Source organism: Teichococcus vastitatis (assembly GCF_003604215.1).
Classification (GTDB): domain Bacteria; phylum Pseudomonadota; class Alphaproteobacteria; order Acetobacterales; family Acetobacteraceae; genus Pseudoroseomonas; species Pseudoroseomonas vastitatis.
The window spans coordinates 268,536-291,255 of record NZ_QXGS01000004.1 but is presented as its reverse complement, the minus strand read 5'-3'; the positions used below and the strand labels follow the sequence as shown (position 1 = coordinate 291,255).

The 22,720-nt window shown below is 71.7% G+C and carries 20 protein-coding genes; 18 read left to right on the top strand and 2 right to left on the bottom strand.

The window, feature by feature from the left end; translation table 11 throughout:
• Positions 1-85: 85 nt before the first annotated feature.
• From D2K64_RS09230 to D2K64_RS09165, 14 genes are all read left to right on the top strand, one after another.
• Positions 86-1,003, top strand: a complete 918-nt coding sequence (locus D2K64_RS09230) for a LysR substrate-binding domain-containing protein (RefSeq protein WP_120008049.1) — start codon at positions 86-88, stop codon at positions 1,001-1,003.
• A 209-nt stretch (positions 1,004-1,212) separates the two neighbouring features.
• Entirely contained in the window at positions 1,213-2,451 is a 1,239-nt protein-coding gene (locus D2K64_RS09225; RefSeq protein WP_120008048.1) for a threonine synthase, read from the top strand.
• A 7-nt stretch (positions 2,452-2,458) separates the two neighbouring features.
• The gene (locus D2K64_RS09220) at positions 2,459-3,703 is read left to right on the top strand and encodes a D-amino acid dehydrogenase (RefSeq protein ID WP_120008047.1); all 1,245 of its coding nucleotides are present in this window, start codon (positions 2,459-2,461) and stop codon (positions 3,701-3,703) included.
• Between the two features lie 90 nt (positions 3,704-3,793).
• The gene (locus D2K64_RS09215; RefSeq protein WP_120008046.1) at positions 3,794-4,687 is read left to right on the top strand and encodes a transporter substrate-binding domain-containing protein; all 894 of its coding nucleotides are present in this window, start codon (positions 3,794-3,796) and stop codon (positions 4,685-4,687) included.
• A gap of 115 nt (positions 4,688-4,802) precedes the next feature.
• Positions 4,803-5,471: an amino acid ABC transporter permease gene (locus tag D2K64_RS09210; protein ID WP_120008045.1), complete on the top strand. Its 669-nt coding sequence runs from the start codon at positions 4,803-4,805 to the stop codon at positions 5,469-5,471.
• Between the two features lie 11 nt (positions 5,472-5,482).
• Complete coding sequence (locus D2K64_RS09205) at positions 5,483-6,163, top strand: amino acid ABC transporter permease (RefSeq protein WP_120008044.1); 681 nt, start codon at positions 5,483-5,485, stop codon at positions 6,161-6,163.
• A gap of 16 nt (positions 6,164-6,179) precedes the next feature.
• Complete coding sequence (locus D2K64_RS09200; RefSeq protein WP_120008043.1) at positions 6,180-6,971, top strand: amino acid ABC transporter ATP-binding protein; 792 nt, start codon at positions 6,180-6,182, stop codon at positions 6,969-6,971.
• 232 nt (positions 6,972-7,203) lie between these two features.
• Positions 7,204-7,725: a DUF4142 domain-containing protein gene (locus tag D2K64_RS24320; RefSeq protein ID WP_157985787.1), complete on the top strand. Its 522-nt coding sequence runs from the start codon at positions 7,204-7,206 to the stop codon at positions 7,723-7,725.
• 98 nt (positions 7,726-7,823) lie between these two features.
• Positions 7,824-8,417: a deoxycytidylate deaminase gene (locus D2K64_RS09190; protein WP_120008041.1), complete on the top strand. Its 594-nt coding sequence runs from the start codon at positions 7,824-7,826 to the stop codon at positions 8,415-8,417.
• 150 nt (positions 8,418-8,567) lie between these two features.
• Complete coding sequence (locus tag D2K64_RS09185; RefSeq protein WP_157985786.1) at positions 8,568-9,335, top strand: MFS transporter; 768 nt, start codon at positions 8,568-8,570, stop codon at positions 9,333-9,335.
• Between the two features lie 90 nt (positions 9,336-9,425).
• Positions 9,426-11,087 (top strand): peptide chain release factor 3, encoded by a 1,662-nt coding sequence (locus D2K64_RS09180; RefSeq protein WP_456316371.1) that lies wholly within the window; start codon positions 9,426-9,428, stop codon positions 11,085-11,087.
• Positions 11,088-11,215: 128 nt separating this feature from the next.
• A complete protein-coding gene (locus D2K64_RS09175) occupies positions 11,216-12,247 on the top strand; it encodes a site-specific DNA-methyltransferase (protein WP_202910609.1) in 1,032 nt (343 codons plus the stop codon).
• 228 nt (positions 12,248-12,475) lie between these two features.
• Positions 12,476-13,558, top strand: coding sequence for a hypothetical protein (locus D2K64_RS09170; RefSeq protein WP_120008038.1), 1,083 nt, complete (start codon positions 12,476-12,478; stop codon positions 13,556-13,558).
• 287 nt (positions 13,559-13,845) lie between these two features.
• Positions 13,846-14,892 (top strand): hypothetical protein, encoded by a 1,047-nt coding sequence (locus D2K64_RS09165; RefSeq protein ID WP_157985785.1) that lies wholly within the window; start codon positions 13,846-13,848, stop codon positions 14,890-14,892.
• A 51-nt stretch (positions 14,893-14,943) separates the two neighbouring features.
• On the opposite strand, the gene D2K64_RS09160 is transcribed toward D2K64_RS09165, so the two are convergent.
• Complete coding sequence (locus tag D2K64_RS09160) at positions 14,944-15,465, bottom strand: biotin transporter BioY (protein ID WP_120008036.1); 522 nt, start codon at positions 15,463-15,465, stop codon at positions 14,944-14,946.
• 34 nt (positions 15,466-15,499) lie between these two features.
• Positions 15,500-16,585, bottom strand: a complete 1,086-nt coding sequence (locus tag D2K64_RS09155) for an A/G-specific adenine glycosylase (protein ID WP_238384103.1) — start codon at positions 16,583-16,585, stop codon at positions 15,500-15,502.
• Between the two features lie 2 nt (positions 16,586-16,587).
• Between D2K64_RS09155 and D2K64_RS09150 the strand changes: the two genes are divergently transcribed.
• The 4 genes from D2K64_RS09150 to D2K64_RS09135 all read left to right on the top strand — a co-directional run bounded on the left by D2K64_RS09150 (position 16,588) and on the right by D2K64_RS09135 (position 22,718).
• Entirely contained in the window at positions 16,588-17,109 is a 522-nt protein-coding gene (locus tag D2K64_RS09150) for a DUF721 domain-containing protein (RefSeq protein WP_120008034.1), read from the top strand.
• Between the two features lie 248 nt (positions 17,110-17,357).
• Complete coding sequence (locus tag D2K64_RS09145; protein ID WP_120008033.1) at positions 17,358-17,975, top strand: DsbA family protein; 618 nt, start codon at positions 17,358-17,360, stop codon at positions 17,973-17,975.
• A gap of 173 nt (positions 17,976-18,148) precedes the next feature.
• Positions 18,149-22,144 (top strand): chromosome segregation SMC family protein, encoded by a 3,996-nt coding sequence (locus D2K64_RS09140; RefSeq protein WP_120008125.1) that lies wholly within the window; start codon positions 18,149-18,151, stop codon positions 22,142-22,144.
• Positions 22,145-22,205: 61 nt separating this feature from the next.
• Positions 22,206-22,718 (top strand): molybdopterin-dependent oxidoreductase, encoded by a 513-nt coding sequence (locus D2K64_RS09135; protein ID WP_120008032.1) that lies wholly within the window; start codon positions 22,206-22,208, stop codon positions 22,716-22,718.
• The last annotated feature ends 2 nt before the right edge of the window (positions 22,719-22,720 follow it).

The following is a 22,720-nucleotide window of genomic DNA, read 5'->3' as shown; positions in this document are numbered from 1 at the left end:
GTCATCAGGCTGACATTCATTGCGTGGCGACGGCAAATGCTTAATCCTCGCGGTTTCATTCCTCCCGGTAGCGAAGTCCGGCCCCATGACACCCGCGCGGCTGCGCCAGCTCGAAGCGTTCCTGGCGGTGCTGCGCGCCGGCAGCGTCGGCGGCGCGGCCGAGATCCTGTCGCTGTCGCAGCCCGCGGTGACCAAGCTGCTGCGCGCGCTGGAGGACGAGACTGACCTGGCGCTGTTCGACCGCGCTCGCCGCCGGCTGCGCCCGACGCCCGAGGCGCGCCGCCTCGCGGTGGAGGTGGAGGCGATGTTCGCGGCGACGCGGCGCGTGGACCAGCTGGCGTCCGACATCCGCAGCGCCAGCACGGGGGAGTTGCGGGTGGCCGCGCTGCCGCTGCTCGGCACCCGCTTTCTGCCGCAGGTGCTGGCGGAGTTCTCCGGACGGGAAGGGCATCCCCGGCTGTCGCTCACCGTGGCGTCCTCGCACGAGGTGGTGGAGGCGGTGCAGGCCGGGCAGGCGGAGCTGGGGTTCTCGCTGCCGCTGGAAGGGCTCGGGCCGCTGGCGGCCGCGCCGCCCTTCCGCATGCCGGCGGTGCTGGTGCTGCCGCCCGGCCACGCCCTGGCGGGCCAGCGCGAGGTGACGCCGCGCGCGCTGGATGGCGAGGCGCTGATCGGCCTCGGCCGGCAATACCGGCTGCGCCACCTGGTGGACGACCTGCTGGAGCGGCACGGGGTGTCGCACCGCATGGTGGCCGAGACGCAGAACACCGAGGCGGCCTGCGCCATGGCGCGGGCCGGGTTGGGCTGCGCCGTGACGGACCCGGTTTCCGCCGCGCTGTCGGGCGGCGCCGTGGTGCGGCTGGTGCCGACGGCGGTGTTCCACGTCCACGTGCTGGCGCCGCCGGGACGGGCGCGCTCGGCGCTGGCGGAACGCTTCCTGGCGGCTGTGACGGCGGCGCTGGCCGTCCATGGCGTGCGCCCCGCCGCCGGACGGCGCTTCGCCTGAGCCGGCTTCGGCGCGAACCGAAGCCGGCCCCTCACGGCGCCGGACGCAGGGCGGCACCGGGCCGGGCCGCCGGGCGGAGCATCGCCCGGGCGGGACAGTGGGCGGGGTAGCAGGCTATACCCGTTCCCACCGGCCTCCACATCTGGTTCAAACGGGGTGCGGGTCGCGGCAGGCGGCATGCCCGGCCGCGCCGGGAGGAGGGCGACACCATGCATCTGCGCTGCGTCGATTGCCGGCGGGACCACGCGCCGGCGCTGCTCTACCAGTGCGGCCACTGCGGCGGCATCCTGGAGGTGGCGGGGGAAAGCGGCCTGGAGCCGCCGCGCGACGCGGCGCTGCTGTTCTCCATGTGGCGCCATGCCGGGCGGCTCGCGGTCACCGATCCGCGCCACATCGTATCGATGGGGGAGGGGCTGACGCCGCTGCGCCGGGCGCCGCGGCTGGAAGCCTCGCTGCCGGGGTTCCGCGGCGAGGTGTGGCTGAAGGACGAGACGCGCAATCCCAGCCTCTCCTTCAAGGACCGGCTGGTCAGCGCCGGAATGAGCAAGGCGCTGGAGCTGGGCGCGCGGGGGGTGGTGTGCGCCTCCTCGGGCAATGCCGGGGCCTCCACCGCCGCCTATGCGGCGCGGGCGGGCGTGCCGGCGGTGATCGTTGTGCCGGCGCACACGCCGGCCGCCAAGGTGACGCAGATCGCGGCGCATGGCGCCGTGCTGCTGCTGGTGGAAGGGCATTACAGCCGCTCCTATGCGCTGGCGCGCGGCCTCGCCGAGCGGCACGGCTTCGCCAACCTGACCACCACCTTCCTCAATCCCTGGGCGGTGGACGGTGCGAAGCTGGTGGGCCTGGAATTGTTTGAGCAGCTGGGCCGCGCGGCGCCCGACGCCGTGCTGGTGCCCACCGGCAGCGGCCCGCTGGTGAAAGGCGTGGCGCAGGGCCTGGCGCTGTGCGGGCAGCAGACGCGGCTGGTGGCGGTGCAGGCGGCGGGCTGCGCGCCGATCGCGCGCGCCTTCGAGGCGGGGCAGGACGCGGTGCTGGCGTGGGACGTGCCGCGCACCATCGCCTCCGGCATCAGCGATCCGCTGATCGGCTACGAGCGCGACGGCACCTACACGCTGCAACTGGTGCGGAACAGCGGTGGGCTGGCGGTGGCGGTGGAGGATGATGCGCTGCGGCAGGCGATGCGCGACCTGGCGCGGCTGGAAGGCGTTTATGCCGAGCCGACGGCTGCGAGCCCGGTGGCGGCGCTGCGCCGCCTGCTGGCGGAGCGGCGGCTGGCGCCGGAGGCGCGGGTGGTCTGCATGATCACCGGCCACGGCTTCAAGGATGGCGCGGCCTTCGCCGAGATGCCGGCGCGCACGCACCGCGTGGCCGACCCCGAGGACCTTGCCGCCGTGGCCCGGCTCTGCGACGAAGCCCTGGCGGAGAACGCCGCGGCGGAGAAGGATTAGGAACACCATGCGCATCACCGTCCTCGGCGCCGGCATCATCGGCGTCGCCTCGGCCTACTGGCTGCAACGGGCCGGGCACCAGGTCACGGTGCTGGAGCGGCGGGACGGCGCGGGGCTGGAAACCTCCTGGGGCAACGGCGCCATCATCCACGTCTCCTCCGTGCAGCCCTGGGCGGCGCCGGGCGTGCCGCTGAAGGTGCTGCGCTGGCTGGGGCAGGAGGATGCGCCGATGCTGCTGCGCGCTTCCGCCCTGCCGCGCATGTGGCGCTGGGGCCTGGGCTTCCTCGCCGCCTCCCGCGCCGCGGCGCACAATGAGGGGACGCTGGCCAATCTGGAGCTGGCGATCCTGTCGGCGCGCTGCATGGCCGAGATCCGCGACGCCACTGGCGTGCAATACGACTACGCCGGCGGCAGCGTCATCAAGACCTTCGCCACCGAGGCCGAGTGGCTGGCCGCGGCCGCCGCGCACGAGGCGCTGGTGCCCTACGGGCTGGAGGTGGAGCGGCTGACGCGGGAGCAATGCGTGGCGCGCGAGCCCGCCCTCGCGGCGCGGGCGGAGAAGATCGCCGGCGGGCTGTTCTTTCCGCAGGACGAGGTGGGCGATTGCAGCAAGTTCAGCCAGGGCCTGGCCGAATGGTGCGCCGGGCAGGGCGCCGTGTTCCATTACGGCACCGAGATCCACAACATCGTGCTGCGCGGCGGCCGGGTGGCGGCGGTGGCGAGCAGTGCCGGGGAGATCGCCGCCGACGCCGTGGTGGTGGCGCTGGGCCCGCATTCCGCCAGGCTGCTCGGCCGGCATGGGCTGCGGGTGCCGATCTACCCGGTGAAGGGGTTGTCGGTCACGGCGCCGCGGCGCGTCTGGGAGGACGGTCCGCGCCACGCCATTCTGGAGGATGGCCGCAAATTCGCGCTGACCCCGCTCGGCGACCGCTACCGCATCGTGGGCAGCGCGGAGGTGGCGGACTACGACACCACGCCTTCCCCGGCGCGGATCGGCGCGCTGATGCGCAATGTCTGCTCGCTGTTTCCGGAGCTGGAAGGGGCGGAGCATGCCGAAGGCTCGGTGCAGTGGGCCGGGCTGCGGCCGATGGTGCCGAACGGGCGCCCTTGGATCGGGCCGACGCGCATCCCGGGCCTCTACCTCAACACGGGACATGGCCACACCGGCTGGACCATGGGGGCGGGCTCCGGCAAGCGGCTGGCCGAGATGGTGGATCAGCGCAGCAACCAGCCGGTGGCGGCCGTCGCCTGAGGAATCGTTGCGCGGCCGCGTGACAACTGGCCGGAATCTTGCTCCCCTTCCCGTCGCAGCCGCCGGGGGGCGGTGAAGGGGACCAGAGCGATGAACCAGAACGACAAGCCGAATGCGGAACGGCGGGGGCTGTTCGGCGCCGGCGTGGCCGGTGCGGCGATCGGCGGGGTGTCGGCGCTGCTCGCGCCGCGGGCGGCCGCTGCCCAGGGGCTCGGCAAAAGCAAGCTGCAGGTGATCAAGGAGCGCGGCAAGCTGATCGTCGGCACCGGCTCCACCAACCCGCCCTGGCATTTCCAGGATGCCTCGGGCCAGCTGGTCGGCATGGACATCGACCTGGCGCGGCTGCTGGCCAAGTCGCTGTTCGACGATCCCACCAAGGTCGAATTCGTGCTGCAGGGCTCGGATGCGCGCATTCCCTCCCTGATCACCGACAAGGTGGACATCGTGGTGCAGTGGATGACGGTGACGCCCGGCCGCGCCCAGCAGGTGGAATTCACCATCCCCTATTACCGCGAGGGCGTCGGCCTGATGCTGCTGGCCCGCGGCGCCAAGCACAAGAACTACGAGGAGCTGAAGGCGGCGGGTTCGGCGGTCACCATTGGCGGCATGCAGAACGTGTTTCTGGAGGAATGGATCCACAAGGCGCTGCCACAGGCCAGGGTGGACGCGTTCGAGAGCCCCGACGCGGCCATGCAGGCGCTGAACGCGCGGCGCATCGACGCCTCCATGCAGGACCAGTCGGCGATGCGGTGGCTGATGCAGCAGGCGCCGGGGCGCTTCGTCGATGCCGGCTATGGCTGGATGCCGAATTCCTACGCCTCGGCGGTGAAGCCGGGCGACCCGGTTTGGCTGCACTGGGTCAACACCGTGTACAAGGAGGCGATGATGGGCGTTGATTTCGACACCTTCGCCGCCTCCTACAAGAAGTGGTTCGGCATCGAGCTGCCGACGCCCAAGGTCGGCTTCCCGACCGAGTTCGCCTGATCCTCGCAACGGGCAGGGAAGGATGCTTCCCCTGCTCCGAACCCGGCCAGGCGGACGGCCCGAAAGGGCCGCGCTGCCTGGCTCCGTTTCGGCGCTTCCGCGGAACAGGCTCCCCATGATCCAATATTATTTCGACTGGTCGGTGATCACCCGCAATGCCGGGGCGCTGGGCGAGGCGCTGTTGCTCGGCCTCGGGCTGGCTTTGGTGTCGCTGGCGATCGGCACGGTGATCGGGCTGGCCGCCGCCTATGCGCGGCTGTCCTGCAGGCCATGGCTGTCCTGGCCGGTCTGGGCCTATGTCGAGTTCATTCGCTGCATGCCGTTGCTGCTGCTGATCTTCTTCGTCTATTTCGGCCTGCCCGAGTTCAACATCTCCTGGTTCGACAAGACGCAGAGCTTCATCCTGACGCTGTCGCTCTATGCCGGGGCCTACATGTCGGAAGTGTTCCGCGCCGGGCTGGGCTCGATGCCGAAGCAATATGTCGAGGCCGCCAAGGCAATCGGCCTGCGGCCCTGGCAGCGGCAGAGATACGTGGTGCTGCCGGTGATGTTCCGGATCACCCTGCCGGCGATCAGCAACAACCTGATCTCGCTGTTCAAGGACACGTCGCTGGCCGCCGCCATCGCGGTGCCGGAACTGACCTTTGTGGCGCGGCGCATCAACGCCGACACCTTCCGGGTGATGGAGGTCTGGCTGTCCGTCTCCGCCCTGTACCTGATCACCGCCTACACCATCGCGACGCTGCTGCGCCTGGTGGAGCGGCGCTACGCCTCGATCCGCTGAGGAACGCCATCATGCTGGATTTCTCCATGACGCCGGGCGCCTTTGGCTTCGAGGCCTGGCAGTCGCGCTGGTCGATCCTCAGCGGGGTCGGGGTGACGGTGGCCTCCTCCGGGCTGACCATCGTGATTGCCACGGTTCTCGGCATCCTGTTCGGCATTGCGCTGAGCTATGGCTGGTGGTGGCTGCGGCTGGCCATCCGCCTGTATGTGGACGTGATGCGCGGCATCCCCGTGCTGGTGCTGATCCTGTTCACCTATTACGGGCTGGCCTTGTTCGGCATCAACGTGCCCGCCTTCTGGGCCGGCGTGATCGCGTTGTCGGGCTTCGCCACGGCGCATATCGCGGAAACGCTGCGCGGCGCGGTGCAATCCGTGCCGCAGGGGCAGATGGAGGCGGGCAAGGCGATCGGGCTGCGCTTCGCCCAGCGGCTGCGCTACGTGATCCTGCCGCAGGCGGTGCGGCGCATGCTGCCGCCCTGGGTCAACACCTGCCTGGAAATCGTCAAGGGCACCACGCTGTTGTCGGTGATCGGGGTGGTGGAGCTGCTGCTGGCCTCGCAGCAGATCATGGCGCGGAACTACCTGATCGTGGATTTCTACCTGCTGGCCACGCTGCTCTACCTCATCATCAACTTCGCCATCGCGCAGATCGGCGGCGTGCTGGAACGCCGCTTCTCCTATCTTCGCTACTGACCGGAGCCGTCATTGCATGAGCGACCAACCATTGCTGCGCGCGCAGGGCGTGCGCAAGAGTTTCGGCTCCGTTGAGGTTCTGAAGGGCATCGACCTGGAGGTGCGCCAGGGGCAGGTGGTGTCGCTGATCGGCGCATCCGGCTCCGGCAAGACCACCTTCCTGCGCTGCGTCAACCTGCTGGAGGAGCATGATGCCGGCGACATCCTGCTCGACGGCGAGCCGATCGGATACCGCGTCGAGAACGGCCGGCGGCGGCGGCTGAGCGAAACGCGGGTGTCGGCGCAGCGGGCGCGGATCGGCATGGTGTTCCAGCAGTTCAACCTGTTTCCGCACCTGACGGCGGAGGAGAACGTCATGCTCGGCCTCACCAAGGTGCTGGGCAAGGGCAAGGCCGAGGCGCGCGAGATCGCCGGGCACTGGCTGGGCCGCGTCGGGCTGGAGGCGCGGCGCGCGCACTACCCCTACCAGCTCTCCGGCGGGCAGCAGCAGCGCGTGGCCATCGCCCGCGCGGTGGCCATGGAGCCGCGCCTGCTGTTGTTCGACGAGGTGACCTCCGCGCTGGACCCGGAACTGGTGGCCGAGGTGCTGGGGGTGATGCAGCAGCTCGCCGGGAGCGGCATGACCATGCTGGTGGTCAGTCACGAGATGCTGTTCGTGCGCGATGTGTCGCACCACGTGGTGTTCATGGATGGAGGCCGGGTGGCGCAGGCGGGGCCGCCGGCCGAGGTCTTCGACCGTCCGGACAGCGACAGGCTGCGCGGCTTCCTCGGGCGGTTCCACGGGATGTTCGGCGGGGTGCGGCACTAGGGCGAGCCCCGCCGGCCCGGGGTTTAGCCTCCGGCGCATCGCGTTTTGTTTGACGGAAGAGGCTTCTGCGCCGCGAAACGATCTTCCGCTGTTTCCGTTCATGCCCCGGCAGGTGTCCCGCGCTGCTGGCCAGGAATGGCGAGGCTGTCCGGGCTCCTGTTGGCGCCTTCCAAGAAGGGGCTGGCGCCGCAGCCGGGTTGCTCTCGCCCCGGTTCAGAACAGGAGGATCCGCATGATCAATCGTCGAATGGCCGGGCTGATGCTGGTGGGCACCACCGTGGCCGGCTGCACCGCCGGGGCCAACACCACGCCGCCGATGGCGAATGTTCCCACCGGGCCGAAGACGCCCAGCGGGCTGCAACGGACCGCGCTGCAGGGCGGGGCATTCCTGCTGCAGACTGCGCAGCTCGGCACCAACCAGGCGCGCAGCCCGGCGCTGCGCCGCTTCTGCGAATTCGAAGCCAGCGAGCAGCAGGGCATTGTCCGGGCCATGGGCATGGCCGGCTATGACGTGATGCCGCCGCCGTCGCTGCCGGCGGCCAAGGCGGCGATGCTCCAGGAGCTGAGCAGCGCGCGCGGCGCCGCCTTCGACCGGATGCTGATCGCGGCGCAGCAGCAGGGACACCAGGAGGCGCTGGAAACCTACGCGTCCATCCGCCAGGCTGGCGGTCCGCCCGCCGAGGGCATCATCGCGCTGCTGGCGGAGGACCGGATCCGGGAGCATCTGGCGGAGCTGCAGATGATCCGGGCATGATGTGACGCCGGGCCGGCAGGGGCGGCTTCCGTTCCGCCCCGGCCGGGCCGTGATCCGGCGCGCTTCACCCCGGCCGCGGGACCGATCAATATCGTTGGATGACCAACCCCAACACCTTCGAGAACCGGCCGGACAAGCAGGCCAAGTGGGATGGCCGCTACATCGGGCTGGCGCACCACGTGGCGCAATGGTCCAAGGACCCGCGGGCCAAGGTGGGCGCGGTGCTGGTAAACCAGGCCTATGCGCGGGTGGTCGCCACCGGCTTCAACGGCTTCCCTTCGAACGTCGAGGACAGCGCCGAGCGGCTGGAGAACAAGGCGCGCAAGCTGCAGATGATCCTGCATGCCGAGCAGAACGCCCTGTTGCACGCCGGACGCGATGCGCGGCAATGCGACGCCTACGTGGTGGGCAAGCCGGTGTGCAACGTATGCGCCACGCTGCTGATCCAGTCCGGCGTGCGCCGGGTGGTGGCGGCGGCGCCGCGGGCGGGCACCGACAGCTACTGGGACAGGGTCGGGCTGCTGGCCATCGAGATGATGCGGGAAGCGGGGGTCGAGTTCGTGCCGATTTCCGGCACGCAGCTCGATGTCCTGGGCCTGAACCGGGACGAGGCGCGCCGGGCCGAGGATCCCTTCGTCACCCATCAGGCCGAGTTCGATTTCGGGGTCTTTGACCGGGGCGCCGGCGGCTAAGGGAGCGTTCCCGGGCCTGAGGCGGCCGGCCATTTCCCGCCGCCTTGCGCGCCGGTGGAAGCCGAAGCGCAGCCTTTTCTGTGACATGAGCGTTACTGTCGGGACGGCCGGCCATCACGGGTCTGGCTCTTGGAGAGGTTTCCGAATCTCGTGGCACCGTACCGCCATCTGGTTCTCATCACCTTCTTCACCGGTAACATCCAGGGCGGGCTGGGGCCATTCCTGGCGATCTGGCTGGCGCAGACGCGGAACTGGGGGCCGGAGCCGATCGGCTGGCTCAACACGCTGGTGGGGCTCGGGGGGCTGGCGCTCAGCGGCCCGGCGGGCGCCCTGGTGGACAGGCTGAAGCTGCCACCGTTGCTCCTGGCGCTGGCCTGCGGTGCCATTCTGGCCGGCACGATGCTGCTGCTGGTATCGCACGGCTTTCTCGGCGTGCTGGCAGCGCATGGCATGGCGACGATCGGCGGCATCCTGGTGCTGCCGGCGGTCACCGCCTTCACGCTCGGCATCGTCGGCAAGAAGGACTTTCCGCGCCAGCATGGCCGCAACGAAGCCTTCAACCATGCCGGCATCCTGTTCTCGGCGCTGATGATCGTGGGCGGCGCGACGCTGCTCGGGCCGGACGTCTCGCTGTTCGTAATGGCCGCCATGGCGCTGGGCGCGATCCTGGCGGTTGCCGCCGCGCCCGGGAAGGCCTGGAGCGCGGCGCGTGCCACGGGCGAGGACGACGGGGATGCGGAGGCCGGGGGGCAGTTGTCGCATGTTGTGGGTGGCACCCTGGTCGCCTGGATCGGCTGGCCCGCGGCGTTCCTGGCGCTGGCCTTGCCGGTCGGCGGCGCGCTGCTGCTGTGCCTCAGCCTCGGCCGGCGCGAGCGGGAAGGTCCCGAAGGGGAGGACGGCCGAACCCAGCCCGCCTGATGGCGGCCGCCGCGCCACAGGGTCGAAACCGCGGCACGTCCGCGCTATATCCCCGGCGCCCGCAGAGACAGCGCCCCGGAGAGTCAGCCCTTGCAGAACCTTGATGCCCCCGCCCTGGGCCACAACCAGCCGCCCTTGAGCGAAACCGCAGCCGAGGCCGGGCGCCGGCGCACTTTCGCCATCATCGCCCACCCCGATGCCGGCAAGACGACGCTGACGGAGCAGCTGCTGCTGCTGGGCGGCGCCATCCAGATCGCCGGCGCCGTGCGCGCCAAGGGAGAGCGGCGGCGGACCCGCTCGGATTGGATGAAGATCGAGCAGGATCGCGGCATCTCGGTCGCGACCTCGGTGATGACCTTCGAATATGCCGGGCAGATCTTCAACCTCCTGGACACGCCGGGCCATGAGGATTTCTCCGAGGACACCTACCGCACGCTGTCCGCCGTGGACGCGGCGGTGATGGTGATCGACGCGGCCAAGGGCATCGAGGCGCAGACCCGCAAGCTGTTCGAGGTTTGCCGCCTGCGCGACATCCCCATCGTCACCTTCATCAACAAGATGGACCGCGAGGCGCGGGAGCCGCTGGAGTTGCTGGACGAGATCGAGAAGACCCTGGCGCTCGACGTGACGCCGGCCACCTGGCCGATCGGCTCGGGCCGCCAGTTCGCCGGGGTGTATGACCGCGCGCATGAGACGTTGCGGCTGCTCCGGCCGGGGAATGAGCAGGGTGACGAGCGGGACGAGAAGGTCACCGGTCCGGATGATGTGCGCATCGACGCGCTGCTGCCGCATGGCCAGGGCGACGCGCTGCGGGAGGGGATCGAGCTGGCCTCGGTGTATCCGGAGTTCGAGCTGGCGTCCTTCCGGGAAGGGCACCTGACGCCGGTGTATTTCGGCTCGGCGCTGCGCGGCTTCGGCGTGAAGCACCTGCTGGATGGCCTGGCGCAGTTCGCGCCCTCGCCCTCGGCGCGGGCGGCCGATGCGCGGGTGGTGGAGCCGGAGGAAGAGAAGCTCACCGGCTTCGTGTTCAAGATCCAGGCCAACACCGACCTGCAGCACCGCGACCGCGTCGCCTTCCTGCGCGTCTGTTCCGGCCGGCTGCGCAAGGGCGCGCGGCTGAAGCAGGTGCGTACCGGCAAGTCGATCCCGGTCAACGCGCCGCTGTTCTTCTTCGCCAAGGAGCGCCAGGTGGCGGAGGAAGCCTGGCCCGGGGATGTGGTGGGCATCGCCAATCACGGCGTGCTGCGCATCGGCGACACGCTGACCGACGGGGAGGAGCTGAACTTCCGCGGCGTGCCGAGCTTCGCCCCCGAGATCCTGCGCCGCGTTCGGCTCGACGACCCGATGCTGGCCAAGAAGCTGCGCAAGGCGCTGGACCAGTTGGCCGATGAGGGCGTGGTGCAGGTGTTCCGCCCGCTGGACGGATCACAGCCGGTGGTCGGCGTGGTCGGCCAGCTGCAGCTCGACGTGCTGTCGAGCCGCATCCAGGCGGAATACGGCGTGCACATCACCTTCGAGGGCACCTCCTGGTCCACCATGCGCTGGGTCGCGCCGAAGGAGGAGGGGCCGCAGGACAGGGCGGCGCTGGACCGCTTCCTCCGTTCGGCGCCGAGCCAGATGGCGGAAGACCACGACAACGAGCCGGTGGCCTTCTTCACCTCCGACTGGGGACGCCGCCGGGCGGAGGAGGAATGGCCGGCGCTGCGCTTCCTCAGCCTGCGCGAACAGCACGGGGTGGGCGAACAAGCTTGAACTCACTCGCTTGACGGCGCGACTCCGGCCAACGCATTGTCTTCCTTCGAGTCGCAAGGGGTTTCGCGGGCGTGGGAACAGGGTTGGATCTGCCGCTGGATTGCATCCTCCAGGGGGATTGCATCGAGATGCTGCGGCGGCTGCCCCCGGCCTCGGTGCATGCCATCTTCGCCGACCCGCCCTACAACCTGCAGCTCCGGGGCGAGCTGCGGCGGCCGGATGAGAGCGTGGTGGACGGGGTCGACGATGCCTGGGACCGCTTCGCCGACCTCGCCACCTATGACGCCTTCACCCGCGCCTGGCTGACCGAGGCGCGGCGCGTGCTGCGCAAGGACGGCACGATCTGGGTGATCGGCTCTTACCACAACGTGTTTCGCCTCGGCGTCGCGTTGCAGGACCTCGACTTCTGGATCCTGAACGACGTGATCTGGCGCAAGGCCAACCCGATGCCGAACTTTCGCGGTCGGCGCTTCACCAACGCGCATGAAACCATGATCTGGGCCTCCCGCGGGCAGGACAGTCGCTACAAGTTCAATTACACCGCCATGAAGTCGCTGAACGACGACGTGCAGATGCGCTCCGACTGGTTCATCCCGCTCTGCACCGGCGCGGAGCGGCTGCGCGACGGGGAGGGCAGGAAGCTGCATCCGACGCAGAAGCCCGAGGCGCTGCTGCACCGGGTGATCCTGTCCTGCACCGTGCCGGGGGAGGTGGTGCTCGACCCTTTCCTGGGCTCCGGCACCACGGCGGCTGTGGCGAAGCGGCTCGGCCGCCGCTTCATCGGCATCGAGCGCGACCCCGACTACGCCGCCGCCGCGCAGGCGCGCATCGATGCGGTGGAGGCGCTGTCGGAATCCGCCGCCCTGGTGATGCCGACGCGGCGCGAGCAGCCCCGCATCCCCTTCGGCACGCTGGTGGAGCGCGGCCTGGTGCCGCCCGGCACGCGGCTCACCGACCGGCACCGCCGCTTCGTGGCCGAGGTGGGCGCCGATGGCTCGCTGCGCTGCGGCGAGGCGCAGGGATCGATCCACCAGGTCGGGGCTGCGGTGCAGGAAGCACCGTCCTGCAATGGCTGGCTGTTCTGGCATGTGGAGCGGCGCGGCGGCACGCTGCGGCTGCTGGATGAACTGAGGGCGGAACTGGCGCGCGAGCGCGGCTGATTTCGCAGCTGTCCGGCAAGAAACTCAAACTTGTCGGTTGAATGCTGTTCCGCAAAATATTCTTCTGAACCTCTGGTTTTTCACGACGTCGAGAAGTCGCCTCTTCGTCAAATGACAGGCTGATCTTTTCCCATCACGCAGCCTCTGCGGCAGGACCGGCTCCGCACCGCGCGCCACGGGGCGTGCGGTGATCGCGCTCCGGCCGGTGCCGCGAACGGGAGAAGCCTTGTGACCAGCCAGCGTAACATCGTCGACTCCGCGGACGCCCATAGCTGGGCGCGCCAGACCCTGTCCTACGGCGATGACGGGCTGCTGCTGCAGCGCGCCGTCCGGTATGACGATGGCAGTCTGGCGGTTCGGCTCTACGATCCGGCGGACCTGTCCGCCTTCACCACCTCGGTGCGCTGGTTCGACGCGGCGGGGCGCGAGACCCGCGGCGAGACGCGCTATGATGACGGCCATCGGGACACCTATGTGCTGGACGCCGCGAACAGCGCGAGCTGGTCGCGCATCGATCATGACTACGACGCCTCCGGCGCACTGCTGGGCAAGGCGGTCCGCTATGATGACGGGCACAGCGTGACCACCGCCTTTCAGCCGGGCAGCAGCGCCTTCACCCGCACCACCGAAGGCACCGCCGACGGCATCTACAAGGTCGAGGCGGTGGCCGAGGACGGATCGAAGGAGGTGCTGCGCTATCGCGCCAGCGACGGGGCGGGCGGATGGGACGCCGACATCCGGAACTACAACACGGATGGCGAGCTGCTCTCGGTATATAACCGCTACGGCCTGAACGGCGTCACCCGCCAATACGATGCCGGCGACCATTCGGCCTGGTCGCAGCTGTCCTACAACGACACCTACCGCAATGACGGCGTGCAGACCACAACGCTGAGCTTCGATGCGGGCGGAAGGATGGTGACCAGCATCGACCGGCCCTACGCCGGGGCACCGGAAGGCTTTCCCACGCCGAATCCCTGGGCCGTCCAGGGCCAGGTCACCGACGCGCAGAACGACCTGGCGTGGCGCTACGTGGTGAATGATGACGGCACGGTCCGCGAGACGCTGGGCGATCTGGACTGGGCGGTGCAGCGCGATCCCTGCGGCTGCGTCACGGAACGCTCGGCCGATCTCGGCAACGGCGTGACGCTGCTGGTCGATTACGACACGGCGCGCACGGAAAGCTGGTCGGCCCAGGCGACGCTGCGCGACGCCGCACAGGGGACGGATTTCTACCTCGCCAGCTTCACCGATGACGGCCAGCTGCAGCTTCTGCTGAACCCGCCCCATGCTGGCGACTGGATCGCCTGACCGGCCGGGGCGCCGCCGCGCGGCGCCCCATCCTGCGCCCGGTCCAGGGCGCTGCGCCGGCCGGCGCTGGCCGAGGGGCGGCCGCCGGCATTCTGCCATGGCGGGAATCCTAGTAGAACAATAAGGGGGCAACTCAACCTTTAGTGTTTTTACGAATGATTAAAATACCCGCATGGTCCGGCTCGCGCGAGGGTTGAGGTTGACCAGCCTGTTTCCGCGCCGGAGAGCGGCACCGGGCCGCTCCTGCTGTGCCATGCAAACCCGCAAAAGCGGGTGGGAGCCGTTTGATGCCGACTCGTGTGATCGTTGACCAGTCCAACACCGAAGCCTGGGCCGCCCAGACCCTGACCTATGATGCGCTGGGGCGCCTCGCCACCCGCGACATCCTGCTCGACGATGCCACCCGCACCGTCACCAACTACGATGCCGACAGCACGGAAAGCTGGAGCCGGGTTGTCGAGAACTACGATGCCACTGGCCGCATGGTCAGCCGCGCCACCAGCTATGATGACGGCGCCCGCGGCGTATCCCGGTTCGACGTCGCCGGCACTGAGAACTGGTCGGAGTTCCAGACCGCCTACAACGCGTCCGGCGAGCGCTACCGTACCGACATCAGCTACGACGCCGGCACCAAGCTGACGACGTATTATGACGTCGATGGCTCCAAGGCGTGGGCGAAGCAGGCCTTCACTTTCAATGCGGGCGGCGAGATCGCCATGCAGGCAACCAATTTCGACGACGGTTCGCGCGAGTTGATCTCCTACGACGTGGATGGCCTGCAGCCCTGGTCCTTCTATTCCGCCACCTATGACGCTGCCGGCGTGCTGGTGCTGCAGGGCCAGAAGCTGGATGACGGCTCCTCGCTGCAGGTGCTGCGCGACGGCTATGACGTGGCGGCCTGGAACAAGGTGTCCAGCCAGTTCACCGCCGCCGGCGCGGTGACCGGGCGCGACCTCTACACCGATGGCGGCGCGCATGCCGCGGTGCGCTACGACCTCGCCGGCGCCGAATCCTTCGCCGTGCAGGGCCGCGTCTACCTCGCCGACGGCACGCTGGCCTATGGCGGGCAGTTCAACGACGACGGCACCTATGCCGAGAATGTCGGCCGGGGGAGCTGGCAGCTGGTCGAGGAGGTCAATGGCGCGGTGGCGCACCGCGTAGCGGATCTGGGTGACGGGCTGAAGCTGGTGATCGACTACGACGTCACCAATGCGGAGAGCTGGATGGCCTATGCCCGGCTGGAGGATGCCGGTGGCGAGACGCTGTTCGGCTTCACCCTGAACGACGACCGCACCTTCAACGAGTACACGGCCATCAACGACTGGCTGGCCTGATCCGCCAGCCATGACGGCCGGGGGCGGCGGTGCCGCCCCCGGCGGGCGGCATCAGGCGCGGCGCAGCACGCGCAGCGTGGCCAGCGCCAGGCCGGTCTTTACCAGCGTGCCCGGGATAAAGGGCAGCACGCCCGCCAGCAGGGCACCTTCCAACCCGGTGAAGCGCGACAGCCACAGCACGCCGGGGATGAACACCACCAGGTGGGCGGCGGTCAGCACGCCGGCCTGCCGGGCCAGCCCGCCACGGGCGAAGCCGGCCAGCCACGCCATCGGCAGGAAGCCCAGCAGGAAGCCGCCCGTGGGACCCATCAGCGCCACCGGCCCAGCGGCGCCGCTGGCGAATACCGGCAGGCCGAGAGCACCCTCGGCCAGGTAGGCCAGCACGGCGGCGACGCCGAGGCGCGAGCCGCCCAGCGCGCCGAGCAGCAGCACCACCAGCGTCTGCATGGTGGCAGGCACCGGCCACATCGGCAGCGCGATCTGCGCCGATGCGGCCAGAGCCGCCGAGCCCAGCAGCGTCAGCCCGGCGAAGGCCAGCGCGGGACGGGCGCGGAGAGCGGTGATCGGGGTCATGCGAAGGCTTCCCATTCCGTGAGTCGCGGCGCCCTCAGGCGCCTTGGGCCGGGCTTGCCACGGCGCCGGCGGCTTCGGCAAGCGCCAGCAGCCGCTGCATGACGCCGGGCAGCACGCCCGCCGCATCGGCCGGGTTCCACCATTCGCCGTTCACCGACTCCGCCGCCTCGCCGGGCGGCAGGGTGGCGGCCAGCAGGGTCATGCGCAGCTCGAAATGGGTGAAGCCGTGCCGGGCTTCGCCGGGCAGGGCGTGCCAGTCGAGGCCGGGCCGCGGAGCATGCGCCAGCGCTTCGGCAGGATCCCAGCCTTCGGCTCGCCAGGGCGTGCCGGGCAGGCCGAGCATGCCGCCCAGCAGCCCCTTCGGCGGCCGCCGTTGCAGCAGAACGTGGCCGCGCCCGTCGCGCAGCAGGAAATGCACGCCCCGCCGGGTGGGCCGCTCGCGCTTCGGCAGCTTGCGTGGCAGGGTGCCGGCGATGCCGGCCCGGCGACCGGCGCATCCCGCCTGCCAGGGGCACAGGACGCAGGCCGGGTTGCGCGGCGTGCAGACCGTGGCGCCGAGGTCGAACAGCGCCTGCACGAAATCCGCCGGGCGCCCCGCCGCCTCGGGCTGCTCCATCCAGCGCTGCGCCAGGGCCGCGAGTCGCGGCCGGGCGCCGGGCAGCGCTTCCTCCACGGCGTGGATGCGGCTGGTGACGCGCTCCACATTGCCGTCCAGCGGCACCACGGGGCGGTCAAAGGCGATGGCGGCCACGGCCGCGGCGGTGTAGGCGCCGATGCCCGGCAGGGCGCGCAGCTCCGAAACCGTGTCGGGAAAGCCGTTGCGCGCCGCCACGGCCCGGGCGCAGGCATGCAGGTTGCGCGCCCGGGCGTAATAGCCGAGACCGGCCCATTCGGCGGCCACATCCTCCCACGGCGCGGCGGCCAAAGCCTGCACCGACGGGAAGCGGTCGAGGAAGCGGCGCCAGCGCGGCGCCACGGCGGCCACCGTGGTCTGTTGCAACATGACCTCGGAGAGCCAGATGCGGTACGGGTCGCGAATCGGCTCGCGCCAGGGCAGGGCGCGGCGATGGCGGTCGTACCAGTGAAGCAGGGCGGAAGCCGGGGGAACAGGAGGCAGCACGGATGCAGCAAGAGGACGAAGCGCGCCGCCGCGCAAGCCCCCCGCGACCCGAAGCCAGGAAGGACGAGGAATTGCCCGGCTGGCGTCCCGATCGGGGGCTGCGCCCGGTGGGCAGCCTGATCCCGCGCCTGACCAAGCCGGTGTTCCGCAAGCGCAGCCCGGCCGCCGCGCATCTGATGACGGACTGGCCGGAGATCGTCGGCCCGGTGCTGGCGGGGCAGAGCATGCCGCAGAAGCTGGTGTCGGGCACGCTGGTGCTGCGCTGCTCCGGCCCGGTGGCCATGGAATTGCAGCACCTGGCGCCGCTGTTGATCAGCAAGATCAACAACACGCTGGGGCCGGGGCTGGTGCAGCGGCTGCGCTTCGTGCAGGGCGCCGTGACGCCGCCGGCCCCGGCCGCCCAGCGGCCGCCCCAGGCCGTCGTGCCGGCGCCGGTCGAGGCGGCGCTGCAGGATGTGCCGGACCCCGAACTGCGCGCCGCCCTGACCCGGCTGGCGCAGGGCGTCTATCGCCGGCGCGGCTGAGCCTGTGGCGGCGGGGCGGCCGGCCTGCGCGCCGGCCGCATGGCAAAGTGCAACAGCCCGCCGCCCGCGATGGACAGCGCGCCGCGGCTCGGTCATGGCCGGCCATTCCCGCTGCGGCGGGTGGCTGGGCGTTTCAGTTCCGGCCGGTTCTGCGATAGAAGATCGTCGGGGCCGGATCACCCGGTCGTGTTCCGCCGGCTGCCGGTCCCTTCGGGGCCTCGCCACTGCCATGTCTGAAGGAGGCTGCCTTGCCGCTTTCCCGCCGAACCCTGCTGTTGGCCCCGGCCGCCCTGTCACCGCTGCTGCCGCTGCGTCCCGCCCTGGCGCAGAGCCATGAGTCCGGGCTGGCCGAGCGCGGCGCCGGCAAGCCCGACGCGCCGGTGACGGTGATCGAGTATTATTCCCTGACCTGCCCGCACTGCGCCACGTTTCACCGCGACACCTGGCCGCAGGTGAAGAAGGAGCTGGTGACGCCCGGCAAGATGCGCATGGTGTGGCGCGACTTCCCGCTGGACCAACTGGCCCTGGCCGCCGCGCAGGTGGCGCGCGCCCTGCCGCCCGCCGCCTATGAGGGCTTCGTGGGCGCGTTGCTGTCCACCCAGGATCGCTGGGCCTTCAATCGCGGGGCCGACAACATCGCCGAGATCGCCAAGGTCGCCGCCCTGGCCGGCATGAGCCGCGCCCAGGTGGACGCCGCCATCGCCGATGAAGGGCTGCGCAAGGCGGTACTGGAAACACGGCTGAAGGGCGAACAAGAGCACAAGGTGGCCTCCACCCCCACCTTCGTGTTCAACAACAAGCCGGCGCCTGGTGCCCTGGGCTTCGAGCGCTTCGCTCAGCTGGTCGGCGAAGCGTCCGGCGCTTGAGCGCACGGCTGCAGCAGGGCGGCATGCCGCAGGAAGCGGAGGCCGCGATGGATGCCGATCACCGCGCCACGCGGTTCGGCACGCCGGATGAGGGGCGCGCCGCCCCGGCGCCCGACACGGAGGATCCGCCCGCCCGCGACGCGGCCGCGCTCGAGGCGGCCCGCGCCGCGGCGCTGCGCGCGGTGCTGACGCGGCTGCGAATCGCCGGCTTCAAGTCCTTTGCCGAGCCCACCACCGTGGAGGTGATGCCGGGGCTGACCGGCATCGTGGGCCCGAATGGCTGCGGCAAGTCCAACGTGGTCGAGGCGCTGCGCTGGGCGATGGGCGAGACCAACGCCCGCGCCATGCGCGGCGGCGAGATGGACGACGTGATCTTCGCCGGTACCGCCACCCGCGCCGGGCGCAACCAGGCGGAGGTGACGCTTCTGCTGGAGGATGCCTCCGGCCTCGCCCCGCCGCCCAACCAGGAAGCGCCGGAGCTGGAGATCACCCGCCGCATCGTCCGCGGCGAAGGCACAGGCTTCCGCATCAATGGCCGCGAAACCCGCGGGCGCGACGTGCAGACGCTGTTCGCCGACATCGGCTCCGGCGCGCGCTCCTCCGCCATGGTCAGCCAGGGCAAGGTGGCGACGCTGATCGCCGCCAAGCCGGAAGAACGCCGCCAGGTGCTGGAGGAGGCCGCCGGCATCGCCGGGCTGCGCGCCCGCCGGCACGAGGCGGAGTTGAAGCTGCGTCAGGCGGAAACCAACCTGACGCGCGCCGACGACCTGAAGGGCCAGCTCGACGTGCAGCGCACCGGGCTGCAGCGCCAGGCCCGGCAGGCCGCGCGCTACCGCAACCTGTCCGGCCTGACCCGGCAAGCCGAGGCTGAGTATTTCTCGCTGCTGGTGGCGCGCGCCGAGCAGGCGCTGTCCGGCAGCCGGGCCGCTTACGCCGCCACCCGCGCCGCAGCCGGGCGAGCCGAACAGGCCGCAACGGAGGCCGCCACCCGCGCCTTCGCGGCCGAGCGCGCCCTGCCGGCGCCGCGGGAGGCGGAAGCGGAAGCGCGCACCGCGCTGGAGCGCCGCCGCGTCGAGCAGGAAGGGCTGGAAGCCGCCGAGCGCCGCGCGCGCGCTGCCTTTGACGCCGCCGCGACGCTGCTGGCACAGATCCGGGACGATCTCGGCCATGCCACCCGCAGCGCCGAGGATGCTGAGGCCGCCGAAGCGCGCCTGACCGCCGAGGCGGCCTCGCTGGAGGTGGTGCTGGCGGCGCTGCCCGGCCGCCAGGATGCCGCCGCCGCCGCGCAGCGTGAGGCCGAGGCCGCCCTGGCCGACGCCGAGGCCGAGGCGGACCGTGCCGCGCAACACGCCGCCGAAGCCGCCGCCCGCCATGCCCAGGCCGCGGCCGAGGCCAGTGCGGCGGAGGGGCGCGCGCAACGCCTGGAGCAGCAGCGCGACGCCCTGGCCACCGAGGCGCGGCAGGCCGAGGCGGCCCGCGTGAGCCCGGCCGAGACCGAGGCTGCCCGGGCCGCCCGCGTGGCGGCCGAGGCGGCGCTGGTGGAGATCCAGGCAGCATTGGAGCAGGCTGAGGCGCGCCGCGTCGCCGCGCAGGACGCGCATGCCGCCGCCCGCCGTGCCGCCAGCGAGATCGAGGCCGCCCGCAGCCGCGCCACGGCCGAGCGCGACGCCGCCGCCGCCCGTGCCCGCCAGGTGGCCGAGCAGCGCGACCGCCTGCGCCGCGAACACCGCGCCGCCGCCGCCGAGCGCCCGGCGCCCGAGGCGCTGGAAGCCGCCCGTGCCGCCACGGCGCAAGCGGAGGCGGCACTGGCCGCCGCCCGCACGGCGTTGTCGGATGCCGAGGCTGCCCGCTCCGCTGCCGCCGGCGCCCATGCCCTGGCCCGTGGCGAGGCCGGCGCCGCCGAGGCCGCCCGCGCCCGCGCCGAGGCGGAGCAACAGGGCCTGGCCGATCTGCTGCGGTCGCGCGAGGCCGGCGGCGCCGTGCCGATCCTGGACAGCATCACCGTGCCGCCGGGACTGGAAGCCGCGCTCGGCGCCGCGCTGGGGGACGGGTTGGAAAGCCCGAACGATCTGTCCGCGCCGCGCCATTGGCGGCAATTGCCGCCGCTGGGCGTGGTGCCCGACCTGCCCGGCGGCGCCGTGGCGCTGAGCACCCTGGTGGACGCGCCGCCCGAGCTGGCCCGCGCCTTGTCGCAGGTCGGGCTGCTGGAGAACGTGGCGCCGGGTGCGGCGCTGCAGCCGGCGCTGGCGCCCGGGCAGAGCCTGGTGACGCGGGACGGTGCGCTGTGGCGCTGGGACGGCCATGGCATCCAGGCCGGCGCGCCCAGCCCGGGCGCGGTGCGGCTGACACAGCGCAACCGGCTTCGCGCCGCCGATGCGGCGCTGCTTCAGGCCGCCGCCGCCGCCCGAACTGCCGCGGCCGGGGCCGAGACTGCCAAGGCGGCCGAGGCGCGCGCTGGCGGGGCTGAGGCGGCCGCCCGTGCCGCCCGCACCCAGGCGGAAGCGATGCTGTCCCGCAGCCGGGATGCGGAGGCCGCGCTGGCCACGGCCGCGGCGCGGGCCGAGAGCCGGCTGGCGGCGCTGGAACCGCAGCTCGAGCGGCTGGAGGTGGAGCTGCGGGCGGCCGAGGCGGCGCGTGACGCGGCGCTGGCCACGCTGGAACAATTGCCGGACCCGGCCGCCGCCCGGGCGGCCCGCGACACGGCCGGGCGCGAGGAGGCGGACGCGCAAGCCGCCGAGACGGCGGCGCGCGACGGCCGCCGCAAGGCCGAGGCCGCGCTGGAGGCCGCGCGCAGAACGGAGGCGGGGCTGGCCAGCCGCGCCGCCGGAGCCGAAACGCGGCTGGCCGCGCTGGCGCCGCAGCTGTCCCGCGTCGCCGAGGAGCATGAGGAAGCCCGGCGCGCGGCCGAGGCGGCGCGGCACGCCCTGGCCGCCCTGCCGGACCTCGATGCGTTGCGCGGCGCGGTGGAAGCGGCCCGGCAATCCTTGGGCGAGGCGCGCGCCCGGGCCGGCGCGGCGCGCGACACCGTCGCCGCCCTGGCCGCCGAGGCCGCGCGCGCCGGTGTCCGGCTCGCCGCCATCGCCGAGGAGCACGCCTCCTGGACCGGGCGCCGCGACGCCGCCGCCGGCCGGCTGGCCGAGTTGCGCCGCCGGGCTGCCGAGGCCGAGGCGGCGCGCGACGCCGCCGCCGCCGCGCCGGAGGAAGCCGCCGCCCGCCGTGCCGCCGCCGGCCGCGTCCTGGCCGAGGCCGAGGCCCGGCACGCGGAGGCCGCCGCCCGGCTGAAGGCGGCCGAGGCCGAGGACCGCGCCGCCGCCGAGGCGCGCCGCCTGGCCGATGCCGCCTTCGCCGCGGCGCGCGAGGCGCAGCTGCGGGCGGAGGCGGCGGTGTCCCAGGCCGAGGCGCTGGATGCCGGCGTCGCCGAGCGACTGGCCGAGCGGCTGGGCGAGGACCCGGTGCTGCCGCCGCCGCCGGACGACCTTTCCGAGGCCGCCGAGGAGCGCGCCCGCCGCAAGGCCGAGCGCCTGGCGCGCGAGCGCGAGGAGATGGGCCCGGTGAACCTGCGCGCGGAGCAGGAGGTGCTGGAGCTGGAAGAACGGATCGGCCTGATCGATCGCGACCGCGACGAGATCGGCGCCGCCATCGCCAAGCTGCGCGGCTCGATCGGCCACCTGAACCGGGAAGGGCGGGAAAGGCTGCGCGCCGTGTTCCACCGCGTCGATGGCGAGTTCCGCGCCCTGTTCGGCCGGCTGTTCGGCGGCGGCCGGGCGCATCTGGCGCTGGTCGGCTCCGACGATCCGCTGGAGGCGGGGCTGGAAATCTATGCCGAGCCGCCAGGCAAGAAGCTGGCCACCTTGTCGCTGCTGTCCGGCGGCGAGCAGGCGCTGACCGCCCTGTCGCTCATCTTCGCCGTGTTCCGCTGCCAGCCGGCGCCTGTCTGCGTGCTGGACGAGGTGGACGCGCCGCTAGACGATGCCAACGTGGAACGGCTATGCGGCCTGCTGGATTCGATGGCCGCCGAGGCGGGGACACGTTTTCTGGTTGTTACGCACCACCCGTTGACGATGGCCCGCATGCATCGCCTTTATGGTGTAACCATGCAGGAGCGCGGGGTCAGCCGCCTTCTCTCGGTGGACCTCGGCATGGCGACCGAGATGGTGGAGGCGGGATGAGCGGGGCGCTCCTGTTGCCTGAACAAGGGCGCCGGATCGGGGATAAGGACAAGGCAGACGAATGCTGCGGCGCCGGGCGGTGAATGGAGGGCTGATCGGACTGGGCTGGGGGGGCATGGGCCTCGCCGGGCGGCCGAGCCATGCCGAATCGGAGCGTCCGGCCCTGGTGGTGAGCGGCCGCATCGGCGCCGCCGACCCGAACAGCACGGAGCGCCGCTTCTCGCTGGCCGCTCTGGAAGCCCTCGGGACCCGGGAGCTGGTGACGGTGACGCCCTGGACGCGCGGGCCGCAGCGCTTCACCGGGGTGCCCCTGCAGCGCCTGCTGGAGGCGGTGCAGGCGCAGGGCGGCGAACTGCTGGCGGTGGCGTTGAATGATTACCGGGCGGTGATCCCGGCGGCGGAGGCGGTGAAGGCCGACGGGCTGCTGGCCACGCGCATGGATGGCCAGCCGATCCGGATCCGCGATTTCGGCCCGCTCTGGATGGTGTTTCCCTGGTCCGACCGGCCGGAGCTGAGCCGCCCGGCCCTGCATTACTATGCGGTGTGGCAGCTTGCACGGATCGAGGTGCGCTGAGC

Coding starts and splice junctions, on each gene's coding strand:
- D2K64_RS09210 (WP_120008045.1), top strand. CDS start 4,803: ATGATCCAATATTATTTCGACTGGTCGGTGATCACCCGCAATGCCGGG.
- D2K64_RS09220 (WP_120008047.1), top strand. CDS start 2,459: ATGCGCATCACCGTCCTCGGCGCCGGCATCATCGGCGTCGCCTCGGCC.
- D2K64_RS09150 (WP_120008034.1), top strand. CDS start 16,588: ATGCAGCAAGAGGACGAAGCGCGCCGCCGCGCAAGCCCCCCGCGACCC.
- D2K64_RS09160 (WP_120008036.1), bottom strand. CDS start 15,465: ATGACCCCGATCACCGCTCTCCGCGCCCGTCCCGCGCTGGCCTTCGCC.
- D2K64_RS09200 (WP_120008043.1), top strand. CDS start 6,180: ATGAGCGACCAACCATTGCTGCGCGCGCAGGGCGTGCGCAAGAGTTTC.
- D2K64_RS09190 (WP_120008041.1), top strand. CDS start 7,824: ATGACCAACCCCAACACCTTCGAGAACCGGCCGGACAAGCAGGCCAAG.
- D2K64_RS09135 (WP_120008032.1), top strand. CDS start 22,206: ATGCTGCGGCGCCGGGCGGTGAATGGAGGGCTGATCGGACTGGGCTGG.
- D2K64_RS09175 (WP_202910609.1), top strand. CDS start 11,216: ATGCTGCGGCGGCTGCCCCCGGCCTCGGTGCATGCCATCTTCGCCGAC.
- D2K64_RS09165 (WP_157985785.1), top strand. CDS start 13,846: ATGCCGACTCGTGTGATCGTTGACCAGTCCAACACCGAAGCCTGGGCC.
- D2K64_RS09215 (WP_120008046.1), top strand. CDS start 3,794: ATGAACCAGAACGACAAGCCGAATGCGGAACGGCGGGGGCTGTTCGGC.
- D2K64_RS24320 (WP_157985787.1), top strand. CDS start 7,204: ATGATCAATCGTCGAATGGCCGGGCTGATGCTGGTGGGCACCACCGTG.
- D2K64_RS09205 (WP_120008044.1), top strand. CDS start 5,483: ATGCTGGATTTCTCCATGACGCCGGGCGCCTTTGGCTTCGAGGCCTGG.
- D2K64_RS09225 (WP_120008048.1), top strand. CDS start 1,213: ATGCATCTGCGCTGCGTCGATTGCCGGCGGGACCACGCGCCGGCGCTG.
- D2K64_RS09230 (WP_120008049.1), top strand. CDS start 86: ATGACACCCGCGCGGCTGCGCCAGCTCGAAGCGTTCCTGGCGGTGCTG.